At 52.1% G+C, this 26,227-nt stretch carries 16 protein-coding genes; 5 read left to right on the top strand and 11 right to left on the bottom strand.

Features of this window, described 5'->3' with window-relative positions:
* Positions 1 to 58: 58 nt before the first annotated feature.
* On the bottom strand, positions 59 to 1,741 hold the full coding sequence (locus JYB63_RS15795) for a thiamine pyrophosphate-dependent enzyme (protein ID WP_336510896.1): 1,683 nt from the start codon (positions 1,739 to 1,741) through the stop codon (positions 59 to 61).
* 130 nt (positions 1,742 to 1,871) lie between these two features.
* On the opposite strand from JYB63_RS15795, the gene JYB63_RS15790 reads away from it, so the two are divergent.
* Positions 1,872 to 2,807 (top strand): LysR family transcriptional regulator, encoded by a 936-nt coding sequence (locus tag JYB63_RS15790; RefSeq protein WP_205658862.1) that lies wholly within the window; start codon positions 1,872 to 1,874, stop codon positions 2,805 to 2,807.
* Positions 2,808 to 2,825: 18 nt separating this feature from the next.
* Here JYB63_RS15790 and JYB63_RS15785 read toward each other — a convergent pair whose 3' ends face one another.
* From JYB63_RS15785 to JYB63_RS15750, 8 genes are all read right to left on the bottom strand, one after another.
* Entirely contained in the window at positions 2,826 to 3,884 is a 1,059-nt protein-coding gene (locus JYB63_RS15785) for a TRAP transporter substrate-binding protein (RefSeq protein WP_205658861.1), read from the bottom strand.
* A gap of 107 nt (positions 3,885 to 3,991) precedes the next feature.
* Positions 3,992 to 5,296, bottom strand: coding sequence for a TRAP transporter large permease (locus JYB63_RS15780; protein WP_205658860.1), 1,305 nt, complete (start codon positions 5,294 to 5,296; stop codon positions 3,992 to 3,994).
* A gap of 3 nt (positions 5,297 to 5,299) precedes the next feature.
* A complete protein-coding gene (locus JYB63_RS15775) occupies positions 5,300 to 5,749 on the bottom strand; it encodes a TRAP transporter small permease (protein ID WP_205658859.1) in 450 nt (149 codons plus the stop codon).
* 215 nt (positions 5,750 to 5,964) lie between these two features.
* Complete coding sequence (locus JYB63_RS15770; protein ID WP_205658858.1) at positions 5,965 to 6,951, bottom strand: TRAP transporter substrate-binding protein; 987 nt, start codon at positions 6,949 to 6,951, stop codon at positions 5,965 to 5,967.
* Between the two features lie 200 nt (positions 6,952 to 7,151).
* The gene (locus tag JYB63_RS15765) at positions 7,152 to 8,495 is read right to left on the bottom strand and encodes a sigma-54-dependent transcriptional regulator (RefSeq protein ID WP_205658857.1); all 1,344 of its coding nucleotides are present in this window, start codon (positions 8,493 to 8,495) and stop codon (positions 7,152 to 7,154) included.
* Positions 8,492 to 10,435, bottom strand: coding sequence for an ATP-binding protein (locus JYB63_RS15760; protein ID WP_205658856.1), 1,944 nt, complete (start codon positions 10,433 to 10,435; stop codon positions 8,492 to 8,494). Before JYB63_RS15760 ends, JYB63_RS15765 begins: the two co-directional genes overlap by 4 nt.
* 125 nt (positions 10,436 to 10,560) lie before the next feature.
* Positions 10,561 to 14,352 (bottom strand): two-partner secretion domain-containing protein, encoded by a 3,792-nt coding sequence (locus JYB63_RS15755; RefSeq protein WP_272873587.1) that lies wholly within the window; start codon positions 14,350 to 14,352, stop codon positions 10,561 to 10,563.
* A 123-nt stretch (positions 14,353 to 14,475) separates the two neighbouring features.
* Positions 14,476 to 16,224: a ShlB/FhaC/HecB family hemolysin secretion/activation protein gene (locus JYB63_RS15750; protein ID WP_205658854.1), complete on the bottom strand. Its 1,749-nt coding sequence runs from the start codon at positions 16,222 to 16,224 to the stop codon at positions 14,476 to 14,478.
* A gap of 1,051 nt (positions 16,225 to 17,275) precedes the next feature.
* On the opposite strand from JYB63_RS15750, the gene JYB63_RS15745 reads away from it, so the two are divergent.
* Both JYB63_RS15745 and JYB63_RS15740 read left to right on the top strand, forming a co-directional pair.
* On the top strand, positions 17,276 to 18,835 hold the full coding sequence (locus JYB63_RS15745; protein WP_205658853.1) for a BCCT family transporter: 1,560 nt from the start codon (positions 17,276 to 17,278) through the stop codon (positions 18,833 to 18,835).
* 121 nt (positions 18,836 to 18,956) lie between these two features.
* Positions 18,957 to 19,781: a mechanosensitive ion channel family protein gene (locus JYB63_RS15740; RefSeq protein ID WP_205658852.1), complete on the top strand. Its 825-nt coding sequence runs from the start codon at positions 18,957 to 18,959 to the stop codon at positions 19,779 to 19,781.
* A 122-nt stretch (positions 19,782 to 19,903) separates the two neighbouring features.
* On the opposite strand, the gene JYB63_RS15735 is transcribed toward JYB63_RS15740, so the two are convergent.
* Both JYB63_RS15735 and JYB63_RS15730 read right to left on the bottom strand, forming a co-directional pair.
* Positions 19,904 to 21,253, bottom strand: a complete 1,350-nt coding sequence (locus JYB63_RS15735; RefSeq protein WP_205658851.1) for a hypothetical protein — start codon at positions 21,251 to 21,253, stop codon at positions 19,904 to 19,906.
* A 37-nt stretch (positions 21,254 to 21,290) separates the two neighbouring features.
* Complete coding sequence (locus tag JYB63_RS15730; RefSeq protein WP_205658850.1) at positions 21,291 to 22,724, bottom strand: rhomboid family intramembrane serine protease; 1,434 nt, start codon at positions 22,722 to 22,724, stop codon at positions 21,291 to 21,293.
* Between the two features lie 359 nt (positions 22,725 to 23,083).
* Here JYB63_RS15730 and ilvC point away from each other — a divergent pair, with 359 nt between their 5' ends.
* Both ilvC and modF read left to right on the top strand, forming a co-directional pair.
* Positions 23,084 to 24,559: a ketol-acid reductoisomerase gene (gene ilvC / locus JYB63_RS15725; RefSeq protein ID WP_205658849.1), complete on the top strand. Its 1,476-nt coding sequence runs from the start codon at positions 23,084 to 23,086 to the stop codon at positions 24,557 to 24,559.
* Between the two features lie 188 nt (positions 24,560 to 24,747).
* Positions 24,748 to 26,169, top strand: coding sequence for a molybdate ABC transporter ATP-binding protein ModF (gene modF / locus JYB63_RS15720; protein WP_205658848.1), 1,422 nt, complete (start codon positions 24,748 to 24,750; stop codon positions 26,167 to 26,169).
* Positions 26,170 to 26,227: the final 58 nt, after the last annotated feature.

Here is a 26,227-nt window from a genome sequence, read left to right as displayed (position 1 = left end):
GCAAACCGTTCAGGCTTCCCCTGCCGGCAGATACGGACCGAAGGATAACCCCGGCTTGTCATTGTTGAGCAGCGGAATGCCCCAGCCTCTGGTGCATGTGGATAAACTCCCAGGGCGAGGCTTCAGAGCCCCGTTCCGACATCACCTCTATCAGCACCGGCCGGTCCGCCGCCAGAGCTTTTTCCAGCACTGGCTTAAGCGCTGCAGGCGAGTCCACCCGCCAGGCCTCTACGCCACAGCTTTCTGCCATCCGGACGAAATCCGGACTGGTGATTTCCGAACCGCTGAAACGGCCACCGTAACCCAGCAACTGATCACGGCGAACATTGGTATAGGTACTGTTATTGAATACCAGTGTCACCAGCGCGATATTATGTTCTGCGGCGGTAATCAGTTCCTGCGCCCCGAACATAAAGCCACCATCCCCGCAGACGGACACCACCGGCCGGTCCGGGTTCGCCACTTTTGCTCCCAGAGCCGTGGCAAATCCATACCCCAGATTGCCCTGATAGCCGCCTTCAATGAAGGAACGGGGCTGCAGTACCGGAAAACCGCCGATCCAGGTAGCAAATCCCATCTGTGAGACTTCCGGTACATAAATGCCGTCCCGGGGTAAAACCTGACGGATAACATTCAGATAGGATAATTGCGGCTGCACCTTCTGTATGGCTTGCCAGGCCACAGCCTTGGCAGTAGCAATATCATCCAGCCGTTTATGATCCGGTTCTGCAGCGGTTTCCAGCTGTTCCAGAATCAGCCGGCAGGCCTGAGCAGAGTCCGCCACTACAGCCTGATCGGGCTGGAAGATATCCATCTGTGCCGGATCAATATCGATCCGCAGCAATTTCGGACCGCCACTGGGCTTCTGCTCATATTGCATAAACTTGTTGGCCCAGTTGAGATAGGGCATTTCCAGCCGGCTGCCAATTCCGATCAGCAGATCCACCTCATCCCATAACTGACGGGCCGCCACCGGTGGCACCCCCAGCGGGTGATCTTCCGGCACGATGCCCCGCCCGCTGCGAAAGCCCCCCACCGGCGCCGTGATACGTTCAGCCAGCGCCAGCACTTCATCTGCGGCGTGCTGAGCCCCTGAACCACAAAGAATCATTGGCTTACGGGCCTGGCGGATTAACGCGGCAGCGGCGCTGATCTCTGCCGGATCAACGTCCGGTATAGTTGCAGTCAGCGGTTTTATTGTCTGCTGCGGATCACTGCCACCGGCCATGGTATCCCAGCACATTTCAACCGTAACCGGTCCGGGCCGGCCACTGCGTGCCAGCTGAAACGCCCGGTTTACTTCACTTGAAATGTCCGCCGGGCTGCCAATATGAATCGCATCTTTGATCAGTGTTTTTAAAGTACCGGTCTGGTCCTTCAGCTCGTGCAGATGGCCCCGGCCCTTGCCGAGAAACGAAGATGGAATCTGCCCGGTCAGCCCTACAATCGGGCTGCAGTTACTCATTGCCGTACACAACGCTGCGCTGGTGTTAAGAATGCCCGGCCCCGGCACCACGGAAAACACCCCGGTTTTGCCGGTGGACTTCGCATAGCCCATCGCCATGTAGGCCGCCGCCTGTTCATGACGGGGAACCACCAGCCGTAACGGCGATTTGTAAATACCGTCAAACAAAGGGTAAATCTGCGCGCCGGGAATACCGAAAACGGTTTCCGTTCCGTTGGCCACAACCGCATCAATAATCGCTTCGCCGGCTGTACGCTGCTGAGTCACTGCATCCACCTTATAGCTCCTCCCATGAAATCTTTGGCCGCATGCTATGACAGACATTTGCTATCAACAATTATAAAGAATATTGAATTGCTATAACGAAATCGTTATACATAGGTTTTCAGCGCAACGGCAGCATACGATGAACCACAAGCAGCTCCGCCACTTTCTGGCGGTTACCCGGGAAAGCAGCATTGCAGCAGCGGCACGGTCACTGGACATTGCCCAGCCGGCACTCAGTCTGAGCATTTCAAAACTGGAACATGAGCTGAAAACCCAGCTGTTTACACGCGGGACCCGGGGCGTTTGCCTGACCGAATCCGGACAGCTGTTTCACAATTACGCGCAGGAGGTCATACGGGGTGAAGAGCGTGTACTGGTGGACATTGCAGAGCTGGAAAGTAACCCTAAGGGCACTGTGGTGCTGGCGATGAATCAGGCCACCGATAATATTCTGGCCCTGCCCCTGACCCGGGCTGCAGCAAAACTGTATCCCGGTCTGGATCTGGATCTGCGCACCGGGTTGTCTTACGAAGTCACAGATATGCTGAAGAACGGTACGGCGGATATCGCCATTATCTACGAGGATGGCACCGACACTCCCGGCATACACAAAGAGTTGCTGATCCGCGAATCAATGTATTTTCTGAATCAGCGGCCGTCTTCCGGTGAAGGGGCTTTACCGGCAGACATCAGCTTTGCGGAAATGGCCAACTATGAAGTGGTCACCACTACCGGCAAGGAATCGCTGGCGTATATTCTGCAAAAAGTGGAAAACCAGACCGGCATCCGGCTCAAAAAACGCCGTCCTTACGGCCAGCTGATGACCAGCCTGCGCTTTGCCTGTGAAGGACACTGCCGGCTAATCCTGCCGTCTTCAGCGTTTTATCATCTGGAACCGGCACCGCTGCTGTGTGCCCAGAAAATTACTGAACCGGAAATCTACCGAGATGTATATATCGCCACCGATCCCAACCGCCCGGTACGCAATATCACCCTGAAACTGACCGAGCTGATCAGGCAGTGTACCCGTGAAGAATACGCCAGCGGCCGCTGGCGGGGTGTACTGAACAGCTGATCAGCAGACATCAGTCAGCTACTGTGGCATTCCTGCTTCAGCCCTCAGCCCAAGAATCCGGCCGACTGTACGGTTCCAGTTCGCCGCACATTCCGGACCGCAGCGGCTGGCCCAGCGAGGCAGGATCACATCCGCCGCGACCTGATCACGGATCACCAGATCAGACGCTGACGGTTCCACCAGCGTCATGCCGCCGGTTTCGCCTATCTCACAGGGGCCTGTGGATAAACAGGCCAGTGCGATGGCATCTTCCGTGGCGGTTTCCTGCCACATACGCTCAGTGAGGGTATCAATTTCCTGCTGCAGCAATGCTTTCTGAGCATCACTCAACAGGTTCCACTTGGTTTTGTTAATCGCCCCGAAGGCTAGCCCCCAACCTACTCTCAGGGTAAAACCGTGGGACGCCACCTTATACAGCTCGCCAGTGTATGCCGACATGGTGCCGGTAATCACACAGTCGAAGACACCTTTCTTCATCGCCTCAGGAACATCATGAAACGGTGCGCTGACCGGAATCGCTCCGACCCCTTCCACAAAATCCCCCAGAGTTGTTAGATACACCCGCACCCGTTTTCCGCGCAGGTCTTCAATGCTGTTTACCGGGCTGTTGCACCAGATCATCTGGCTGGGAAAGGGGTACAGCATCATCAGCTTGGCGTTGTATTTTTCCCCAAACGCCCGGGCCAGTGTGGGAAAGTAAGCATCCGCCACCTGCCTTTGCACCTTAATGTTCTGCACCAGAGAAGACAGGTCTGCCCCTTCGAATATCTCGCTTTCCGGTACCACATATCCAGGCAGGCCAAAGGCGAAGTCAAACACACCGTTTTTCACCAGCCGCATGATTTCATAGCCCCGCAGGCCCAGTTCTGTTTGGGGCTTTATTTCACCGATAATCTGGCCGTCTGAAACCTCAGCCATGTGCTGATTCCAGAACGGGCCTTCGTGCTTCTGGTAGTTGGTGAAATATCCCCAGGTACCGACGGCCTTGATAATAATAGTATCGGCAGCCAGCAACCGGCCGGCGAACAGCAGACAAGCCAGCAAGGGTAGCAGCAACAGTTTTGTGGATAATTTCATGCAGTAACAGCCTTTAATGCCAGAGCGCACTCCGGGTAAACATCAGATCACCTGAGTTACCCAGAGTAGCCATTATTGAACCGGTTAGCCATTGTCCGGCGAACGGTTTAACTGCTCATCAGGGTGGGCAAATAGAGCACAATCGACGGGAATACCGAAATCAATACAATCGCCATGGCAATCATAAAGAAGAACGGTAACGCCGCTTTCGCCACATAGAGAATGTTCTTCCCGGTCAGCGCCTGAATCACGAACAGGTTAAAGCCCACCGGCGGCGTAATCTGCGACATCTCCACCACCAGCACCAGGAAGATACCGAACCAGATCAGATCAATATTCGCCTGGGTGACCATCGGCAGAACCACGGAGGTGGTCAGCACGATCACTGAGATACCGTCGAGAAAACAGCCCAGCACGACGAAAAATACCGTCAGGCAGATAATCAGCTGCACTGTGGATAAGCCCTGCTCAGCAATCCAGCCTGCCAGTGCATTGGGAATGCCGATAAAGCCCATGGCCAGCGTCAGGAAATGCGCGCCGACTAAAATCAGCCCCAGCATGCAGGAGTTTTTCACCGCGCCTGCCACACTGTCGATAAAACCCTGCCAGCTGAAACTGCCCAGCAGCGCCGACAGCAACAGCGACCCCGCCACACCAAAAGCTGCCGCTTCCGTTGGCGTTGCCAGCCCCTGATAGATTGACCCCAGTACACCGCCAATCAGCATGATGATCGGTATCAGCTTGGTTAAAGACTGCAGTTTCTGCCGGGTCGTGTATTCCACGGAGTCTGCCACCTTTGCGGTACGGCCATTCATGATCGTCCAGCCAATGGTGAACGCCATGAACAGGCCGATCAGCACCATTCCCGGAAACACACCGGCCAGAAATAACCGGGCAATAGACACTTCCGCAGATACCCCATACACAATCAGAATAATCGATGGTGGAATCAGCAGCCCCAGTGTACCGGAACCCGCCAGCGTACCGATCGACATGGTATCGTCATAACCCCGCTTCGAAAGCTCTGGCAGAGTCATCCGGCCAATCGTAGCAGCGGTGGCTGCCGAAGAACCGGAAACGGCAGCAAAAATGCCACAGCTGAGAATGTTCACGTGCAGCAGTTTACCCGGCAATTTGGATAACAGCGGTGACAGCCCTTCGAACAGGTCCTGGGATAACCGGGTACGGAACAGAATCTCACCCATCCAGATAAACAACGGTAAAGCGGTCAGCGACCAACTGGTAACGGCACTCCAGGACGAAGTGCCCAGTAACAGCCCGATGCTGTCATTGCCGATCAGGCTCAGGCCAATCACCGACAGCCCGGTCAGTGTCAGCGCAACCCACACGCCACTGGTCAGCATCAGCAGCATGCAAACCACCAGAATAAACCCTGTTAATGTCATATCCATGGTTTACTCTCCCCCTTCCAGTGCCGCTTCATGGCTGATATACCCAGGGGTATGGCCCCGCAGCGCGGTTATAAAATTGTCTGCAACGGCGATCAGCAGAAACAGAGACCCCAGCGCCATTGGCATCTGTACCAGCCACAAGGGCATTACCAGATAGGTATCGGTAACATCGTCATACACCCAGGACTCATACACCGTATACAGGGTGTACCAGGTGGAATAGCCGACAATCAGTAAGCCGGCGCTGATGTTTACCAGTTCCAGCCAGCGGCGCGTATGGCCTCTCAGACGGGATAACAGAATGGTGACCCGGATGTGGCCACCGGCATTGAAGGTATAGGCCAGACCGAAAAAAATCGTTGCGGACAACAGCCAGCCGGCAAAATCTTCCGAAGAGGGAATAATGACACCGAAAAACCGGGCGACAATTTGCGCCAGAATGAGCAGCGTCATAATCACCAGACAGCTGCCTGATAAGATCGCAGACGCTAAATAAAAGTAATGTCTGAGTGTGTGCATATTATTATTTTTACCCGACTGCATTGGTCGGAAAACGCTGTACTTCAGCCTGCCTGAATAACAGACAATCAGCGTTTTCCGGGAACAGGTTTTAAAAACTGAACACTGTTCACCCACACCTCAGGTACAGGTGAACAGAGTGAAACGCCTTACAGGGCTTTGTAGCTGTCGAATACCGCCTGACCGGAAGCACCGGCTTCCTCAAGCCATTCGCTGATCATGGTGTCACCAATGGCGCGCAGCTCACTTTCCAATTGCGCACTCGGAGCAGCCACGGTCATGCCGTTATCCGCCAGTGTATTGGTGTGCTCTACAGCCAGTTTACGGCCCAGTGCCCAGCCGTTTTTTTCCGCATTGGCAGCCGCCGTCAGAATGACCTGCTGGGTGTCAGCATCCAGACGGTCAAACATTTTCTTGTTGGCAAATACCATGTTCTTCGGAATCCAGGCATGGATGGTGGTGAAGTTTGAAATGTAGTCCCAGCTCTGGCTGTTCACACCGGTACTCGGGGACGTCACCATGGCATCAATCGCATTGGTGGTGAATGCCTGTGCTACGTCGCTGAAAGGAATGTTTACCGGCGTAGTGCCCATTAAATCCGCCAGGCGGGAGGTGGTCGGGCTGTAAGAACGCATCTTCAGGCCGCTCAGATCCGCCAGGCTGTTTACCGCCTTATTGGAATACAGGTCCTGCGCCGGCCACGGTGAGGTGTACAGCAGAATCAGGTTTTCTTTTTCCAGCGCTTTGCTCAGAGCAGGCTTGGAAGCCTGATAGAGTTTTTCGGCACTGTCGAAATCTGTGGCCAGAAACGGGATGTTGTCCAGCTTGTAGATCGGATTGATGTTGCCCAGACGGCCAATGAATACTTCGCCGATCTGAACCTGACGGGTTTTAACCGCCCGGTGGATTTCCGGGTGTTTGATTAATGATCCGCCGGAATGAACATTGATGGTCAGCTTACCGCCGGACTTTTCGCTCACTTCTTCCGCAAAGCCGCGTGCAACCTGGGTCTGATGCGTGCCATCGCCATAAGGGGTTGGCATTTCCCAGCGGGTCTCGGCATAGCTGCCGGTTGCCGTGCCCAGGGATAATACCGATGCCAGCATTAACGCTGCTTTTTTGGTTACAGATTTCATTATTATTCTCCAAAGTTAAGGTTACTTAGCGATACCAATGGCATGTGCTGCCAATCCTTATCGCAAAGCCTGTACCAACTCTGAAAAATATTTTTTATCTGTTCAAAAACAAAAAGTTATCAAAAAACCAATATTGGATAAAACGCCCTGCTGAGTCACTTTTGACTCAGCATTCTCAGCGGCACTGAGTCACTTTTGACTCATCCCTCCAGAAACGTCTGCCGTTCCAGCCCGTACTTCTTCATCCGCAGGTATAGTTTCTTACGGGGAATCCCCAGCGCCGCTGCAGTTTGCTCCGCATGACCGTTATTCGCCTTCAGGGCCGCAAAAATCAGTTCCCGCTCATAACTGTCGACCAGCTCATCCAATGTGCCGTCGCCTGTTTCAGTGACGGGACCGGACTGTTCTATAGTCAGCCCCAGCGCCCAACGTTCCGCAGCATTCTGCAGTTCACGGACATTACCCGGCCAGCTCTGCATGCTGAGCTGTTGCAGTAACAGCGCCGGCACCGGGCGGGTGTCACGGCCAAAGCGCTGAGCGGCCCGGTCAACAAAGTGTGTAAAGAGTACAGGGATATCTTCTTTGCGCTGATCAAGGGAGGGGATCTCCAGGCTGGCCACATTCAGCCGGTAATAGAGATCTTCACGGAAATCACCGGCGTCACGCAGGTCCACCTTGGTGGCGGCCAGCACCCGGATATCCACTTCAATGTCCGCATTGCCCCCCAGGCGTTGCAGCACCCGTTCCTGCAATACCCGCAACAACCGGACCTGCAATGACGCAGGCATGCTTTCTATCTCATCCAGGAACAGAGTACCGCCGCTGGCATATTCGATTTTCCCGGTACGGCGCTTATGGGCACCGGTAAACGCACCGGCTTCGTGGCCGAACAGCTCACTTTCGATGACAGACTCAGTCAAGGCACCGCAGTTCAGGGCTACAAAGGGCTTTTTCGCCCTGGGGCTGAAGTCATGTAAACACCGGGCAACCACCTCTTTACCGGTACCGGTGGCGCCGTGAATTATCAGGTCAACATCCACCTGGGCCAGTTGCAGCACCATTTCCCGTAACCGGAGAATCGACGGCGTCTGACCCACCAGCCGTTTATCAATTTCATGCTGACCTTCAATCACCTTCCGCAGGCAGCGGTTCTCCAGCACCAGTTCACGTTTCTTCCAGGCACGCTGCACCGTGTTGAGATGATGCTGAGGATCATCAGTTTTCTCGAGAAAATCGTAAGCCCCCATCCGGATCGCCTGAATGGCAATGGCGATATCAGAATGGCCACTGAACATAATCACGGGGATTTCCCCATCAATGTTCAGCACCTGCTCCAGCACCTGCAAACCGTCCATAATGTCCATGCGCACATCACAGATAATCACGCCCTGCCAGGTACCGGAACACAGTGCCAGTGCGTCTTTGGGATTTTCAAAGGCAACCGCCTGATAGCCTTCCAGTTCCAGGGTCTGAATCATCGACTCCCGGACGATCTCTTCATCATCAATAACGATTACCTGACCATTGCTCATGGCAGTACTCATGAATGTTTTCTCCGGTATTCGGGTAACTGGATACAGAACGACGCCCCGTCTGAGGATGAGCTGTCCACACTCAGCTTGCCGCCAAAATTTTTCACAATGTTATAGGAAATGGACAGCCCCAGCCCCAGGTTTTGCCCCCGCCGCTTGGTGGTGAAGAACGGCTCGAAAATGTTTTCCCCCAGTTCACTGCTGATCCCTGGGCCGTTATCACGGACATAGATATCCAGCCGGTCGCCATTGTGTACACAGCTGATACTGATATGTTTTTCAGTCTGATCCCGGATCGCATCCAGCGCATTGGTCAGCAGGTTCAGCACCACCTGTTCCAGCTGAATCGGATCGGCATACACCTGATGCTGCAGGTTACCGAAGTCCACATCAATACGGGTCTGTTTACGGACTTCATCCCCTTCCAGCATCTGCAGGACGTTTTCCACCACTTGCTGCAGATTCACGGCCACAAAGTTATCCTGCTGCTGGCGGGCCAGCGACTTAAGCCGGGTGATAATCACCGTAGCCCGCCGGGTCAGGTTGGATATCTGATTGAGGTTTTTCTCGGTTTCATCCAGCCGGCCTGCCTGAATCAGCCGGACACCGTTATGGGAATAATGCCCGATAGCCGACAACGGCTGATTGATTTCATGGGCGATGCCCGCGGATAACTGCCCCAGCGCCGCCAGCTTACCGGCCTGCACCAGTTCTTCCTGCAATGTACTGAGCTGATCCCTGAAACTTAACAGTGAACGGGCCATGGTGCCGATTTCATCGTGGCCTTTCACTTGCACCCGGGTATCCAGATTGCCGTTAGCAATGCCGCGCATGCTGGTGTCCAGGCTGGTAATCCGTGCCACCATGTTACGCCCCACATACAGCCAGACAATCAGGATAGAAAACAGCAGACTTGCGGCCACCATCGACAACATCAGGATACGGCTGTTCTGGATGGTCGCCCGGGCATTTTCAGCTGAGCTTTTAGCCGCCGCTTCCGCCTTATTGGTTTGCACCGTCACCAGTTGGTTAAGGGCGCCAAGCTGCTCGCGGATCTGAGCCAGCAGGGCCTCGCCTTCCCCCAGCACACCCCGTTCCTGGCTGCGGATAGTAAACATGTTATTTTCGCCACGGGTCAGATAAACAATATTCACCACTGTCTGGCTCAGGGCCTGCACCCCGTGCAGTTTTTCCACCGCTTTAAGATCCAGCTGAATACGGCTGATCACTTCGTCCGAATGGGTCTGGGTAGCGATCAGGGAATTCAGATCCGGCAAATGCTGCGCCCGGTCCACCAGATTAATCAGCAGGTTTACGTCCGCCTTGATCCGGTAGAGCCGCTGTAAATCCGCATTGATCGTGCTGATAGCATCCCGGCCAAAATTATTCATGACAATCCAGGCATCAGGAAAGTCCTGATTAAACTGGCTGAAGAGGTTCTGCTGCACGTTATCTGTGAGGGTATTGATATCACTGAGAAAGCTCGAGGCCACCCAGCGCAGACGCTGATTTTCAGACTTTTTCTGCGCCTGTATCTGCAGTTTCTGGGCAACATTGGTATCCAGCTCAGCCAGCATTTTTTTCAGGGTGTCTATCTGGTCAAACAGTGCCTGCTGGGTCTGATGATCCCGGGTGGCGGCAGAAATCCGCGGTAACAGATCCGCCATAAGGGTGATATTCAGGTTTAATTCCCGTCGGATCTGCTGCCGGCTTGCTTCATCTTTAGCCGCCAGCAAGGTCGGGGAGATCAGGGTGATGGTCGTGCCCCGCGCCTTTAAATCCGCCATCAGGCTGAGGGTATGAATGTTGCCTTCCACCACCTGATTGAGCTCATCCCCCAGGCGGTTATAGGACACCCAGCTCACCATGCTGGCCAGTACCGTTAGGGCTGTCAGTGCCCCAAACGCAATAAAGAGTCGGCCGCGGAGCCCCAGACGGTGTCGAGATGTCATAAACAGAATGCCTTGCTGAAACTATGCTGCATGATAGTCACATCAGGGATTAATTAGAAATCCGGATTCTGCTGCTGACGATACTTAACCGCTTTATCGCAGTGCTATCTGCTCAGCGGTAGGTCTCACTGCAAATCGATATACACGGTACCGATGCGGGAAAGATCGAGTTTCAGCTTTTCCCGTAGTTCAGTCAGGGCAACCTGAATCACATGATCCCTGTGACCATCGGCGATGGCCCTCCCCTGCTCGTTTTCCGGGGCGATAATGATGCCCCGGTCTGTGACTTTGGCAACAAAACCTATCCAGCGGTCTTCCTGAGTATTGACGTTAAAACGCAGTGTCTGCACCGTATCTCCCGGTGACAGAAAACCAGGATCAGCGATATCAACCGGCTCCAGACTGACTGAGCGGTTGTTTTCCTTTACCGAAAAACCTTTACCCAACAGCGGCGCTGCATCTGCACGCAACACCACCACCTGAACCGATGAGGGTTTATTGCGAACAGAGCCTACCGCCAGGCCGCTTTTGCCGCCCAGCAGCGCGACCATAGAATCGTCATAGATTCCCAGCGAAACCAGTGAGTTAACCGCTGACTGACTGTCCCTGATCGCCGCGATACCAGCTCTGTTGGTATTGCCTGAACTGACCGGCGTGCGAATCAGCTTCCCAGTCTCCACACCGTTGTCATGATTCGGGTTATCGATAACCCGGTGGCCGTTAATCCGTGTACTGGCAGCGGTTATGTAGTATCCAAGCGCGTTATAACTGTTTGGTGTCAGCCCTGTGACCGTCAGATCAAATGTGTCACCGGACAGGCTCGCTGCCGTTCCCTGCGTATTGATCGTCGCGGAGGTATTCGCGGTCGTCAGTACATCACCGTTATAGGCGGTGGTTGTCGTGAATTCGATGGGAGTGGGGGCAACCCCTTCATAGCTTTCATAGGCGGCCGGTGTCACGGTCACAGATGGCCGTTCCCGGTAAAGCTGATAATTGCCACTGCTGCCTAATGCCTGTGTGAAGTTGCCATGATTTTCATCGGTTGAGTAACGGTAATTGCCGTTATCCGCCAGTGCAGCACTGCCGGATATACTGCCGGTATAAATGACCGCACGCCCACCGGTTCCTACGGAAACACCGCCACCGGTGGATACCACATCACCGCCCGTGGAGGTAAGTGCAGCGGTATTATCACCGGCGTGCAGGGTCAGTGCACTGGCTGTTCCGCTGGAGGTAGTGACCGATTTCTCTAAGGTGATATTGCCGCTCTGAGTACTAATGTGTACATCACCGCTGGCTGAAACGCCTCCGGTGCCGTCAACAGTCCCGACAGTCATCTCATCCGCATCGGCATAGGTCAGCGCCCCGACTGAATCCGCCGCCAGGGTATCGGCATCATTGGTGATGTCCGATAGCGTGTAGTTACCGCCGCCAGAGAGTTTCAGGCCCGCTGCGGTGATGGCCGCCGACTGAGTGACGTTACCGCCAGCAGACAGGATCAAATCATTGGCGCCTGTATTCAACGCACCGTCAATGGCGATATCACTGCCGGTCAGCAGGTGCAGATCATCTGTTACGGTTGTCGCGCCCCCCACTGAAATACCGCCGGTATTGGCTGCATTGCCTATCCGGATGGAATTGGCTGATAAGTTCGCCAGTACAGCGGCAGTCAGATTCAGATCCTGCCCCGCATCATCAAGCCCAATGGTGGTGGATGCATCCTGGGTTGAAAAAATAATATCGCCGGATGTTGAGGTGACCGTTGGATTTGCCGTAAAGTCATAGCTGTCAGCATTAAAAGTAATATCACCACTGTCGGTTGAAATAGTAGCAACTTGCGCAAATGATATGTCCGTACCAGCACCGTCACTGGATGCGGTCAGCGTAATATTCCCTGAGCCGGTTGTTTGAATGGTTGCTGAGCCTATCTCTATCCCGTCAGAGCTGCCGACGCCAATGCCTGAAAGCTGGATATCACCGCCATTAGCAAGCATGTTTACATTTTGCCCAAGTACAACGCCCGGCCCACCACCGGACCAGCCCTTTGCCTTTATAGTAATATCCCCACCACCGGTATCCATCCAGCGATTATTTGCCATTTGGAAACCAACCGTAGAGTAGCTGGCATCCCCCGTTGCATACCCACTACCTGATGAACCACCTGTAACGAGAAAATCCCCACCATTTGTCCGTAACCCGGCATAAGACCGGAAAAACACTTTTCCGCTTCCCCCTTCAATACCACTGTTCATGTGGACATTCAGAGCACCACTGTTTGATGTGATCTGAGTACGAAGCTGAATACTCCGATGAGCATTAAAGCGTAAAGTCGCGTCCCCCCCTGCGGTTTTACGGATATCACCATTTATATCAATGACTCCGTCACCATTACCGTCGCCATGACTGCCACCTGTCTGTAAGGTAACACTGGTCCCCATATTAAGCTGGGCTTCAATATCACTGCTCTCAATAACCGTTGTTGCCCCAGATGTATAATCCGGTAAAGGCGTATCACCGGGGGTCGTCACCCCACCGTTATTCACCGTGATATTGTAAGGATCCAGCAGCCATTCCCCGCCTTTACCGTTTGGCGCAGCGGCTGAAAGATCTATGCCGGTGGTGCTTAAATAATGCCCGGATGTTTCAATACGCCCGCCGTTACCACCCTGTGCGCCACCTTCTGCCTTAAACGTACCGTACGCAAAAGTCGCCCCTTCACTGTCATGGATATCCGACCAGGCCACTACCGTGCCACCGTCACCATCCACCGTTGCACTGGCATCCAGAACAGCACCTTTTTTAACGATGGTTTTACGCGCCTGTGCCACCGAAGCATCACTGTTTTGCCAACTGCCTCCTACGAGTACCTCACCGCCACCGGTAGCACCGTCAGCCATCAGTTTCGCATCGGACTCTAGCGTAGTATTTTCACCGGTCACCACGACGCGACCACCTTTGGCAACATCCGATGAGGCGTCCAGCGTTCCGGATACCGTCACATCCCCCGCACCTTCAGCCGATAAGAAAATACGGCCGCCGTCTGCAACCAGTCCTCTGGCTTCAACGATGCCTTCGTTATTAACCACCGCCCGGGACAGTTCACCCCGCGCCTGTGCAGTCATCAGCACTGCACCGTTATCTGCCCGGATCAGAGATTTATTCTCGGCTAAAGCATCGACGGTGCCTTTATCCACCGTCAGCTTAATCAGTTGATCACCGACAAAATCCAGACTCACCTGTTCACCGGCAGCCATAGCTACCGTGCCATTTTCCGCAATAATCTGACCTTCATTGATCACCCGGGGGCCTATCAACGCTACATATCCACCAATGATATCTCCCTGATTTAACACATCACCGGCAGGGCCGCTGCCATTCGCGAACACATAGTTTTCGTTCAGAAAGTCCGTATCGGTAATATCCAGGCCGGAGGCAGCGATGCCACCCACATCGATCCGGGCGCCGGGCGCAAAGGTAATCCCTGAAGGATTCACTAAAAACACCTGACCGTTAGCGCTGAGGCTGCCATAAATCTGGCTGGCACCTGCGGTAGTGACCCGGTTTAATGCGACAGAGCTGCTGTCTGGCTGTTGAAAGGTCACGCTGGCATTCGCGCCAATATTGAAAGTATCCCACTGGGTGATCATTTTCTGGGTATTTTGCAAAACGGTCATATCCGATCCGTTCTGGCTGACCGAACCGCTGCCGGAGACAATCTGAGCGTTTGTGGGAAGTTCGGTGTTCGCCGGGGCGGCATATAACAGATTGCCCGTCAGAGACAGCACACTGAAAACCGGAAATATATAAAACACTTTATATCCGGAAAGTAATTCCGGAGCTCTGCCTGAATATGCAGATAATAAACAGCGCTTATCTTTATTCCTGCGTGACAACCTTTTCACGCTATTCTGCGGCATTTTCATCAACCAGTACTCTCCCGTTTCCCTCAGATGAGTAATGTCCTGAAATACTGTTTTATAACTGCTGATTACATATAAACGTATTCATCACATTGCTTTCAAAAGTGAATCACTGCGTACTTACCACTTCAGTGATGCGGTTATCCAAAATCTGTCTTTTTCTAAAGACCCGTCAGAATCTTTGGACGTGGTTTGATCCCTTCCCGGGTTTTCACCAATGCGGCGCGCCCAGATAAAATCAATATTATAGGTATCCGGAATGCCGATATTGATACCCAGACCATAGCCTGAAAGGCTATAGGTATTAGGGGTGACCAGCCCCAGGTTATGAAGGTTTTTATACTGTTTAATGCGCCCCCAGTCATAAAAGGCTGACAGCCGAACATCCCCCACAGAAGTACCGGACATCAGCATATAGCGACCTTCTATGCTGGCCAGTATGCCGTTATCACCGGAGCCTTCTCCGCCCGGGTACGCCCGTACTCCGCTGACACCACCAAGCTGAAACTTCTCTGAGGATGATAAATTACCGGATGCAACCTGCCCGGAGACATCCGCGATGACATAGAAGTCATCACTGGCGCGCTGAATCCGGCGAACATCGAACATCAGCTTTTCATAAGAACCATGGGTATCAGCGCCATTCGCGCCCTGATCCGCAGCAAAACTGGCATCATTCCCTTTCAGATCAGCATGGCCTTTATAGCCATTCACACTGGCAATGGTAAATCCACCTTCAAGGAAATCATCCACATGGGTCGCTGTCAGCCCCGCTTTTACATGCCGGATAACCCGATGATTCGTTGTGCTGCCAAGGGATGAATCAATCAGCTTTTTATACTCTGCCCCTATGTTTGTATAGAGACTGGTTAAGCGCTGGCGGATCACGGGATAATGGCCGTCTACTGTCCAGAGCGTTGCCGTACCTTCTGAATCTGACGAGGCAAATTCCTTCCCCGCCCTGTACTCCAGCCGCCTGAGTGAACTGCTGAGCCTGAAGCCGTTGTTACCCAGCGGTACACTTCCTTCAACCTTGAGATATTGGAAGTCACCGGCGCCCAGTGATTTTTGTCCAGTGACGGATATTTGTTCGCCGTAACCAAAGTTATCATTGATATCCAGGTCAAATATTGACCGGTACTCTCCGGTTAAGCGACTACCGGTGTTATCAACCGAGACCGCCGGCCGTAGAACCGGGCTTTCAGTGACATCCAGTACAATGCGTGTAGTCCCGGGGCTGTTACCTTTTTCCAGATTTGCCGACGCATGGATTCCGGGTAAATCACTGATCAGCAGTACTCCCCGTTCAAGCGCCTTTTCCTCAAGTGCCTGCCCCTGTTTTACAGCACTGCTAAGAATGCCACGGACACGTTCTTCCCTTATCCGTAAGTCCGTGCCATTAATCCGGATACCACTTTCATCACTGTCCAGAATGCCCTCATACACCTCAACGGTAATGATCCCGTCTGTTATTTCCTGCGGAGGCAATACAGCACGGCCCAGTATATAACCCTGAGTCTGATAAGCATTTGTCACCGCATCGACAGCCGCCTGAATATCATCCAGTGAATTTTTCCGGTTTACATAAGGTGCAACAATTTGCCTGAGTTCATCGGGTGAAAAAACCGTAATACTGCCGGTAAACACAAAGTCTTTAACAAAAACCGTCACGGCATCAGCGGCCGGCTTCGGTGTCTGTTTAAGGCGCTCTTTTTGTTCCGGAATCTGATCAGGAAGGCGTCTGAACTGTTCAAGCCGTTCCTGTTTTTGCAGCTCACTCCCCGCATCCGGCAAAGTCTGAGCAAAAACCGATAAGGCCGGTATCGTCACTAAAAAAGCGCTGCTTAAAATGCCTGATAAATTGCTCAAAGTTTCATTTCCACATATCCGCGCGCCACATTGCATCCTTCCAATGTCAAACTTCGCTTGCTGTTAACCGTTTCGGTCATGCGTATAAGGCTTAAAATTATTTACGTATTTTCAGCATAAATAATTAAGATTCTTTTGATCGCTACGGAGTATCTTCAAGTAAGGAAATTATGCCTGTTCAGTAAATATAAACATGCATAAAAGATACCTGACCGCTTTATATACATTCCGTTTGTATTGTTTAACGTTTACTGAACAAAACCCCAGCAAAAACAACTCACAAACATCAGGCACAACGGGATTAACAACTGTGGTAAACAACCTTTTAGTGTCAGTAGCATTACTCTCTCGGCGTGAGTAAAAACCACTAAACATAACTGTGTATTATTATTTAAAAACTTCAATTTAAATACACAGAATCACTCAAACCGGGTAATAAAAAACATCTGGATAAAACTATTAATTAATAGATAAATTAAATTCCAATAGTCCTGATTTCTTTCCTGATAGCCACCTCTCCAAAACGATGTGCTCTTCAGCTCATACAACCAGTCTGTCGTTTGATAATTACGTTTGCTAATTGACTGAACCGGCAAACAACACATCTGACCGGTTATGAAAGCTGCTACCACACACTACCGCTGGCTGATCATCAGCTGCATCGCCTCCGGCAGTAACGTGACCGGAAAAACCTTTCAATAAATTTCAGTTATCAAATGATATTTATTATTAACTTTATTATTCAAACCCATTCTCTATGATCGGCCAGTCCGATTTGCAGGTGCCAATGCCATGCCGTTATCCGCTACTACCTTAGCGGTTACAGCACAGCCAGCACTGCGGTAACTATCCGCCCCCTGCAAAGTCCGCAATCCGGATGCGACCAGGATACTCGCCAGTACTGATTCACCCGGCACTACGCCCGAACAGTTAACAGCGGAATACAGCCCGTTTACGCACCGAATCTTCAGTGCATGAACAGGCTGATTAATGAAAAACGGCCGTTCGACGGTCACCTGCAATAAAAATAACGATTTGTCAGGAGACAATCATGAGCAATACAACCACGCTTTCACCGGAGGCCTGCAGCGGCTCCGCACGTAAAGGTATGCTGGAAGGGGTCGACCTTCCGGTATTTCTGATCAGCGGCGGTGTTCTTGTCCTTTTCGCCATCATGGCCCTCTACGACCTGGAATTCGTATCCGGACTGGTGAACAGCACATTTGCGCTTTCAACAAAATATTTCGGCGCTTACTGGCAGGTTCTGCTGTTACTCACCTTTGTTATCGGTCTGTTCCTCACATTCGGCCGCACCGGCTCAGTGATGCTAGGCGGTCTGAAAAAGCCGGAAATGTCGACGTTCAACTGGGTTTCCATTCTGATGTGTACCCTGCTGGCAGGCGGCGGTGTGTTCTGGGCGGCGGCAGAGCCTATGGCTCACTTCACATCACCGCCACCACTGTTTGGCGGTGAAACCGGCACTCCGCAGGCGGCTTACAACGCACTGGCACAGAGCTTCATGCACTGGGGCTTTCTGGCCTGGGCGATTCTGGGCAGCCTGACCGGCATCGTGCTGATGTACCTGCACTACGAAAAAGGCTTACCGCTTAAGCCACGTACCCTGCTGTATCCGGTATTTGGTAAACATGCCCTGAAAGGCCCGATTGCGATCATTGCCGACGCCAGCTGTGTTCTGGCGGTGGTTGCCGGTACCGTTGGCCCGATCGGCTTCCTGGGTCTGCAGGTAAGCTTCGGTCTGGAAAAACTGTTTGGCATTCCAAACACCTACTCCACACAGCTAACCATTCTGATCGGCCTGATGGCCATCTATACAGTGTCTGCAGTCAGCGGTGTGACCAAAGGCATCAAGATCCTGAGTAACCTGAACGTAGCGCTGGCCGTTGGCCTGATGGCATTTATCCTGCTATTCGGCCCGACTGCATTCATCATCGACAGCTATATTCAGTCATTCGGCATCTATATTGACGAATTTATCTCAATGGCCACTTTCCGTGCTAATCCGGGCTGGCTGGACTGGTGGACCGTTTTCTTCTGGGGCTGGTTCCTGGGATACGGCCCGCTGATGGCGATGTTTGTTGCCCGTATTTCCCGTGGCCGAAGCATCCGTGAGCTGGTACTTATCATCTCTATCGTTGCACCGGTCATCACCTGTTTCTGGTTCACCATTGTCGGTGGCAGCGGTCTGTTCTTTGAACTGAACAACCCGGGGGTTATCTCTGAGCCGTTCACCGGTTTTAACCTGCCTGCAGCCCTGCTGGCGATCACTGAACAGCTCCCTCTGGGCTTCACGGTTTCTGTACTGTTCCTGATCCTGACCACTATCTTTGTGGCGACTACCGGTGACTGCATGACCTATTCCATTTCCATGGTTATGACCGGCCACGACGCGCCACAAAGCTCCGTGCGTGTGTTCTGGGGTCTGGCAATGGGTGTCATGGCAGCCATCCTGATTTCTATCGGTTCAGGCGGTATCTCAGCCCTGCAGTCCTTCATCGTGGTGACTGCTGTGCCGGTATCACTGGTACTGCTGCCATCCCTGTGGAGTGCACCAAAAATTGCCCGGCAGATGGCCGACGAACAGGGCCTTTAATCCCTGCTCTCTCACGTAAAAAGGCGCTTCATATGAAGCGCCTTTTTTTATGCACAGGCGTTGTCCGCCATCCGGGAAGCTGATAGCGTTTACCTGATATTCCCGGAACCATGGAACCAAGATGATTGATCAAGAACTGGAAAACCTGACTTACTTCTATAACCTGATTATTGATTTCTTCATCAACTACAGCTTTCAGGTCATCGGTGCCATCATCATTCTCATTCTGGGTCTGATCGTGGCACGCTGGGTCGGTAACCTGACCCTGAGACTGTGTAAACGGCACAACGTTGATATTACCCTCAGCAACTTCATCAGCAGCACTGTCAGACTGTTGCTGATCGCCATGGTCGCGATCATCTGTCTGGGTAAATTCGGCATCAGCGTGGCACCCTTTATCGCCGCCATCGGTGCCATCTCTCTGAGTATCGGCCTGGCCCTGCAGGGGGTCTTCTCCAACTACGGTGCCGGCTTTACCATTATCCTTACCCGTCCGTTTGTGGTGGGCAACACCATCCGCTGCAACGATGTCTGCGGGGTTGTTGAGGAAATCCGCCTGGCCTATACCCTGCTGTCAACCGAGGACGGCGAAATCATCACCATTCCCAACAAACATATTGTTGGCGAAGTGCTGGTGAACTCCTTCGAAAATAAGGTAGTTGAAGCAGAGATCGGCATCAGTTACAGCGCGGATCCGGCACAGGCTGTCGCCCTCATACAGGAGCAACTGAGCAATAATCCTAATATCGTTTCTGAACCGGCACCGCAGGTAGGCATTGCCTCTTTCGGTGATTCCAGCGTTAACATTGCTTACCGCTACTGGGTACCCACCCGCCAGTTATTTGAAACCCAGTTCCAGGTTAACGCCGCGGTTTATGAAGCATTCAATACTAACAATGTGCAGATTCCGTTCCCGCAGCGGGAAGTGACCGTGCTGAATCAGTGACAGGTATGATCAGATGTTTCCGGCTTAAGCGCCGGAATCATCTGATGCAGAAAAAATCGCAAGCCCTTCTGTACAGCAGCCTGTAATTCGTACGTTCTGGCATCAGCTGCCACACCACAGCCCTATGTCGCCACGGGCCTTGTTTTCAGTTTATTTGCCAGCAACCGGCACTTTTCAGCCTGCACCTGTTTTTCCGGCAGTTCATCGAGTGCATCAGCCATAATGAAATACGCTTCAGATAAATGCTCAAATCCCGGGTAATCACGGTGAAGCCGGTTAATCAGCCTGACGCTCAGCGCTGGCTTACCCTGTTTCAGCAGTATCCCGGCAAGCTTAAAACGCACTTCTGCAGAGGCGGGCAAATAATCAGGGGCGAAATGCAGTATGCGCAACATCAGACCGGCAACCTTAGGCGTACCACCACTTTTCTCCAGGCACTGCAGATAGGCTAACCAGAACTTATCCAGTTCGGCGGTCTTGTGTAATGCGCAAAGATAATCAAAGTAACGGTCATATATCCCGATATCATCCGGATACTTTTTTAGTGCTGTTTTAAGCTCACTGCTGAGCTCTGTGAACATACCTTCTTTAGCCAGCACCCCGATTCTGGCCATCGTATGCTGCTTGTCAGAACGGTTATGTACATCGCCGTCGCTATCCAGACGGCTCACATAACCAAGTACATGTTGCTTCTGAAAAAGCAGATATCCCATCAGATGGAATATAACGATCCAGTAATAGTAAGACACCACGCTCTGCAGCGCCGCGGACAAGACATCCTGACCATCAAATAACTGATTCAGCGTGCCGACTGATAAAATCATGATCGTGATGAACAGCAATAATAAAAGGTAAGCACCTCTGAGCAGCAAAACCAGGTGGGCCACTTTAACCGGATTAATCGCGGCACCGATTTCTTCAAAACGGGCATAGTTAATAAACACCGCGGGCAAACAGCAAAGCCAGAAAACACTGAAAGCGAGGGCAGCAAACTGACCCAGAACATTTGCTACAGCCAGCACCATAAAGACAATGCCCAGCACAATCAGGATGATATGAATGATCAGTTTTATGCCGCCCAAATAGGCTTCAGATACATCCGGCGCATCCATTTTTCCGGCGGCTGTCTGCTGCAAACATAAAAAGCCATACTTGGTGGTAACTGCCGAAACGACTAACAATATTACAAAGCTTTGCAGACCGCCTGCTGAGGCAGCCACTGCAGAAACAGCGGAAGCTAAAATAATCAGTAACAGAGTTTGCATCGTCATCGGATAAGAAAAGCACTTATCCAAACGGCGCCAGAACGGCACAATACTGTCGCCCGGGCCCTGATTTTCAAGCTCTCTGCGACAGACCAAACAACGTACCGAACCGGAACTTGCATCCACACAGTGATCACACTGTCTGACATTACAGTGTGTGCAGCTGTAGGTAGCGGCTTCGACAGGATGATACTTACAATATTCCATTTGCGGTCACCTATATAATTACGTACTTCACAGCCAGTTAAGCCTGCCGTGCCCTTCTGACAATCTCATCAGCAACCCGCTCATAACGCTTACGTTTTGCTTCCTGCGCCTGCTCACCAAATTTCTGTGACAACTTACGCGCCAGGTGACTCATCTCCTGAGTATGATCTTCTTTATCACACAGATACTTCACAATTCCTTCTGTCATCTGCAGACTTTCCAGCTGCATCGTACGCCACCCCAGCCCAACGATCGCGGACACAGTCAGGCTATCACGCACTGCCGGCGTCTCATTCCAGACCTGTTCTGTTTTTCTCAGCTGTCCGGTTGTTAAGTGTTCAAACATCAATAGCTGTTCAGCCGACTGCAACTCTGATGTCACATCTCCCCGTTCTTTATAAATGCGGTATTTCAGCCAGCAAAAATCGAAATCGGTGCCGTTATTCTGTTCATAAACCGCAATCCTTCTGAGCGCTGCTTCATAGGAAAACTGGCCCAGCATCTGATAGATTCGCTGCTTTTCCTTCTGGCTCTCCGGTACCCCTTCCTCTTCTTCCAGATACTCTTCATCCAGGGCTCTCGGCGCTATCAGCAGGGTAATCCAGATCAGAACAACCCCGGCGAGAAAGCCGCCTGTATGCGCCATAAAGGCAACATCAGAGTCAGGCTGGGTATAAAAATTATAAAGTTCATTTGCCAGATAAAGGGGTAACACCGCCAGCGCAGGTGCCCGGACAAATCCCACGAAAATGTAGAACCAGTAAAAGAATTCAATTTTTTTCAGGCGAAATACCCCCAGATACATCGCCATAACACCTGAAATTGCACCGGAGGCCCCAACCAGTGCGGTGGCACTTGAAGCGTTCACTGCACTGTACAGCACACCGCCGGCGACACCGGCAAGCAGATAAAAAAGCAGAAACCGTAAATGACCGATAGCCGCCTCAACCGAAAAGCCAAAAATCACCAGAAAAAACATATTTCCCAGCAGATGCAAAAGCCCACCGTGCAGAAACTGATAAGTGATCAGTGAAGTAAGATCCGGTAACGTCGGTTTCAGCCCGTAAGCGTAAATGCTGATCGTGCTGACCAACTGATCCAGCTCTTGCCGGACCGGCCAGAATTCTCCGTAACCGGGCTCGTCAAATTGCGCCTGATGATCACGTAAATAAGCGAAGTACTGCTGATCCGTTAACAGATACAGGCTGAGCTGCAGCTGCTCTTCCTCTTCATGCAGCTGCCGGTAGGTTGCTATTTCACTGCTGCCGGTTTCCTCAAGATAACGCAGATACACCGGCCACTCCGTCGAAAAATAACCTGTCGATTCATAACGGGTCAGCAGGTTATTTAATTTCTCTTCATCAGCATCCTGATAAAAGAAAAAAACCAGTACATTGATTAAAACAAGACAGAAAAGGACCAGCGGCGGCTTACGCCAGTCAAAGCGCTTTTCTGTGGGGATGATCACCATAAATTATGAATCCATTCATTCTGTGTGACGTTAAAGACGTATAAATTAAAACAGATCAGTCAGTTAAAGCTAAGGGAAAACTGACATTTAAAACTAAAACCTTAAGAACAGACATACACTGTTACATCTCAGCCACCCGATTACTCAGAACCTAAGCCTTAGCATTCCATTTTTCGCAACACTGCCATTTAAATATATCAATATACGCAAGACAAACTTTGCACTACACTTGCCCCATTACAGTTCGCGGAGCATCTCTATATAATGCTCCGCGACCCGAAATAATCTCTGCGGCTGTTGCGCCGCAAAGCAGAATAATGAACGCCTGTTCACAGGCTAACTAAAGAGATATACAGACCATGTCTAATAACTATTTCAACACCCTGCCACTGCGCGAGCAGCTGGCTCAGCTGGCTAAGTGCCGCTTCATGCACCTGAACGAATTCGACGACGGTGTTAACGCTCTTAAAGGTAAGAAGATTGTTGTAATCGGTTGTGGTGCACAGGGTCTGGCTCAGGGCATGAACCTGCGTGACAGCGGTTGCGATGTTTCTTACACCCTGCGTGCTGCTGCGATCGAAGAGAAGCGTCAGTCCTGGAAGAGCGCCACTGAAAACGGTTTCACCGTTGGCACTTACGAAGAACTGATCCCAACTGCGGACGTGGTTCTGAACCTGACACCTGATAAGCAGCACACTGCTGTTGTTGAAGCTGTTATGCCGCTGATGAAAGAAGGTGCTTGCCTGTCTTACTCTCACGGTTTCAACATCGTTGAAGAAGGTATGCAGATCCGTCCTGACCTGACTGTTATCATGGTTGCACCTAAGTGCCCGGGTTCAGAAGTACGTAACGAATACGTGCGTGGTTTCGGTGTTCCTACCCTGATCGCTGTTCACGAAGATAACGATCCTAAAGGCGAAGGTCTGGCACTGGCTAAGGCATACGCTGTTGGTACCGGCGGTCACAAAGCTGGCGTACTGATGTCTTCTTTCATCGCTGAAGTTAAGTCCGACCTGATGGGCGAGCAGACTATCCTGTGCGGTATGCTGCAGACCGGTTCTATCCTGTGCTTCAACAAGATGGTTGAGAAAGGTATCGATGCTGGTTACGCATCCAAGCTGATCCAGTACGGCTGGGAAACCATCACTGAAGCTCTGAAGTACGGCGGTGTGACTAACATGCTGGACCGTCTGTCTAACCCTGCGAAAATCAAAGCTTACGATCTGTCTGAAGAACTGAAGACTATCATGCGTCCGCTGTACAACAAGCACCAGGACGACATCATGACTGGCGCTTTCTCCAGCGGCATGATGGAAGACTGGGCGAACGACGATGCCAAGCTGCTGGGCTGGCGTGCAGAAACTGCTGAGACTGCTTTCGAGAAGACTCCGGCAGGCGACGTTGAGATTTCTGAACAGGAATACTTCGACAACGGTATCCTGATGGTTGCAATGGTTAAAGCAGGTGTTGAGCTGGCTTTCGAAACCATGACTGCTGCAGGCATCATTGCTGACTCTGCATACTACGAGTCGCTGCACGAAACGCCGCTGATCGCGAACACTATCGCACGTAAGAAGCTGTACGAAATGAACGCAACTATCTCTGATACTGCGGAATACGGCTGCTACCTGTACAACCACGCATGTCTGCCACTGCTGGAAGACTTCATGAAGGGTATCGACACTGATGTTATCGGTAAGGGCCTGGATGTTGCGGACAACGGCGTAGACAACGCCCGCCTGATCGAAGTGAACGCTGCTCTGCGCGCTCACCCGGTTGAAGCGATCGGTGCTGAACTGCGTGGCTACATGTCTGACATGAAGAAAATCGTTTAAGATTTTCGCCACCGCCATGATTGTCTGAGCCACTGGCCCGGACAATCTGGCAAATGAAGGCCGGCGCGCTTCTTAACGGAGCTACCGGCCTTTTTTATTGCTTAAACCTTTTGCAAAGTGTCCCTCCCCCGCGGCACTTTGCAAAGCGTTTTACTGTATTCAACCTGCGACTGGCCAAAGACTCTATTATGACTATCCGTTTTAACACCCTCAGCGTCGACTTTGACGAACGTTTTCAGCTGGAGCAGATCAACTGGCAGATCGACCCTCAGCAACACTGGGTCATTACCGGCACGAACGGGGCGGGTAAGTCAGCGCTGGCGGCGGTGCTGGCCGGTGCCGGCGAGATTATCAGCGGCAGCGTTGAGGGGATTCCTGCAAAAGTAGGTCTGGTGTCGTTTGAAGCTCAGGCGGAACTGATTGCCGCTGAACTGAAAAAAGACGATGCCGATATTATGGATGTTATTGCCGAGGGTACATCCGTACGGGATATTATCGGACAGGTGTCAGAAAACCAGCCACTGATTGATGATCTGATCGCCCGCTTTAAACTGGAGTACCTGCTGGAGCGGGCATTCCGCAAGTTATCCACCGGCGAATCCCGCAAGGTCATGCTGATCCGCGCCCTTGCCAGCGAACCGGATCTGCTGGTGCTGGATGAACCCTTTGACGGTCTGGATGTGGATACCCTGGCCATGCTGCAGGAGTATCTCAGTTCACTGATCGAAACCGTCCCGATGGTAATGGTGCTGAACCGCTTTGATGAATTCCCGGACTTCATCACCCACATTGCCTACATGGACCACGGCCGTCTGCAACTGACCATCGATAAACAGGATGCACAGGCCTACGACGAACTGTACAAACTGCTGCACCTGAAAACCACCGACCTGCAGGTGCCGGACGCTGATCCGGAAACCGCCATTCCGGCACTGAACCCTGAAGACCCGCTGGTTCGGCTAAACGGCATCAACATTAAATATGCCGATAAAGCCATCATTGAAGATCTGCACTGGACCATTAACCCCGGCCAGCACTGGCAACTCAGCGGCCCGAACGGCAGCGGCAAAACCGGCCTGCTGTCACTGATTACCGGCGACCATCCCCAGTGCTATGTAAATGACATTTTTGTGTTTGGTTTTCAGCGCGGCAGCGGTGAAAGCATCTGGCAGATCAAACAGTTTATCGGCTATGTTTCCACTGCCCTGCAATGGGAATACCGGGTCAGCATCAGCCTGCGCAACGTGATTATCTCCGGCTTCTACGACAGCATTGGCCTGTACAGTAAGTACACCGATCGGCAGCGGGACATTGCCGATCAGTGGCTGGCAGTACTGGGTATGACCGACCGGGCGGATCAGCCGTTTAACAAACTGTCGTACGGCGACCAGCGGTTACTGCTGATTGCCAGGGCAATGGTAAAACACCCGCCGCTGCTGATTCTTGACGAGCCCTGCCTGGGGCTGGATGACATGAACCGTCAACTGGTACTCAGCCTGATCGAAAAGATCTGTGCAGACAGCGAAACCACCGTGCTGTACGTGAACCATCATCCGGAAGATAAAATCCGCGGTATCGATCAGTATCTGGCACTGGAAAAAACCCAATAGCTGCCAAACTCAGTTGCCTGCCCCCGCCGGGCAGGTAGCCTCTTTCCGCCAGATACCT

Source organism: Aliamphritea spongicola (assembly GCF_017051665.1).
Classification (GTDB): Bacteria; Pseudomonadota; Gammaproteobacteria; order Pseudomonadales; family Balneatricaceae; genus Amphritea; species Amphritea spongicola.
This window is presented reverse-complemented; position numbering and strand designations above follow the sequence as displayed.

Bases quoted from the DNA above. Each gene is read 5' to 3' on its own strand.
- JYB63_RS15790 (WP_205658862.1), top strand. From the start codon at position 1,872: ATGAACCACAAGCAGCTCCGCCACTTTCTGGCGGTTACCCGGGAAAGC.
- JYB63_RS15785 (WP_205658861.1), bottom strand. From the start codon at position 3,884: ATGAAATTATCCACAAAACTGTTGCTGCTACCCTTGCTGGCTTGTCTG.
- JYB63_RS15780 (WP_205658860.1), bottom strand. From the start codon at position 5,296: ATGGATATGACATTAACAGGGTTTATTCTGGTGGTTTGCATGCTGCTG.
- JYB63_RS15775 (WP_205658859.1), bottom strand. From the start codon at position 5,749: ATGACGCTGCTCATTCTGGCGCAAATTGTCGCCCGGTTTTTCGGTGTC.
- JYB63_RS15770 (WP_205658858.1), bottom strand. From the start codon at position 6,951: ATGAAATCTGTAACCAAAAAAGCAGCGTTAATGCTGGCATCGGTATTA.
- JYB63_RS15765 (WP_205658857.1), bottom strand. From the start codon at position 8,495: ATGAGTACTGCCATGAGCAATGGTCAGGTAATCGTTATTGATGATGAA.
- JYB63_RS15760 (WP_205658856.1), bottom strand. From the start codon at position 10,435: ATGACATCTCGACACCGTCTGGGGCTCCGCGGCCGACTCTTTATTGCG.
- JYB63_RS15755 (WP_272873587.1), bottom strand. From the start codon at position 14,352: ATGCCGCAGAATAGCGTGAAAAGGTTGTCACGCAGGAATAAAGATAAG.
- JYB63_RS15745 (WP_205658853.1), top strand. From the start codon at position 17,276: ATGAGCAATACAACCACGCTTTCACCGGAGGCCTGCAGCGGCTCCGCA.
- JYB63_RS15740 (WP_205658852.1), top strand. From the start codon at position 18,957: ATGATTGATCAAGAACTGGAAAACCTGACTTACTTCTATAACCTGATT.
- JYB63_RS15735 (WP_205658851.1), bottom strand. From the start codon at position 21,253: ATGGAATATTGTAAGTATCATCCTGTCGAAGCCGCTACCTACAGCTGC.
- JYB63_RS15730 (WP_205658850.1), bottom strand. From the start codon at position 22,724: ATGGTGATCATCCCCACAGAAAAGCGCTTTGACTGGCGTAAGCCGCCG.
- ilvC (WP_205658849.1), top strand. From the start codon at position 23,084: ATGTCTAATAACTATTTCAACACCCTGCCACTGCGCGAGCAGCTGGCT.
- modF (WP_205658848.1), top strand. From the start codon at position 24,748: ATGACTATCCGTTTTAACACCCTCAGCGTCGACTTTGACGAACGTTTT.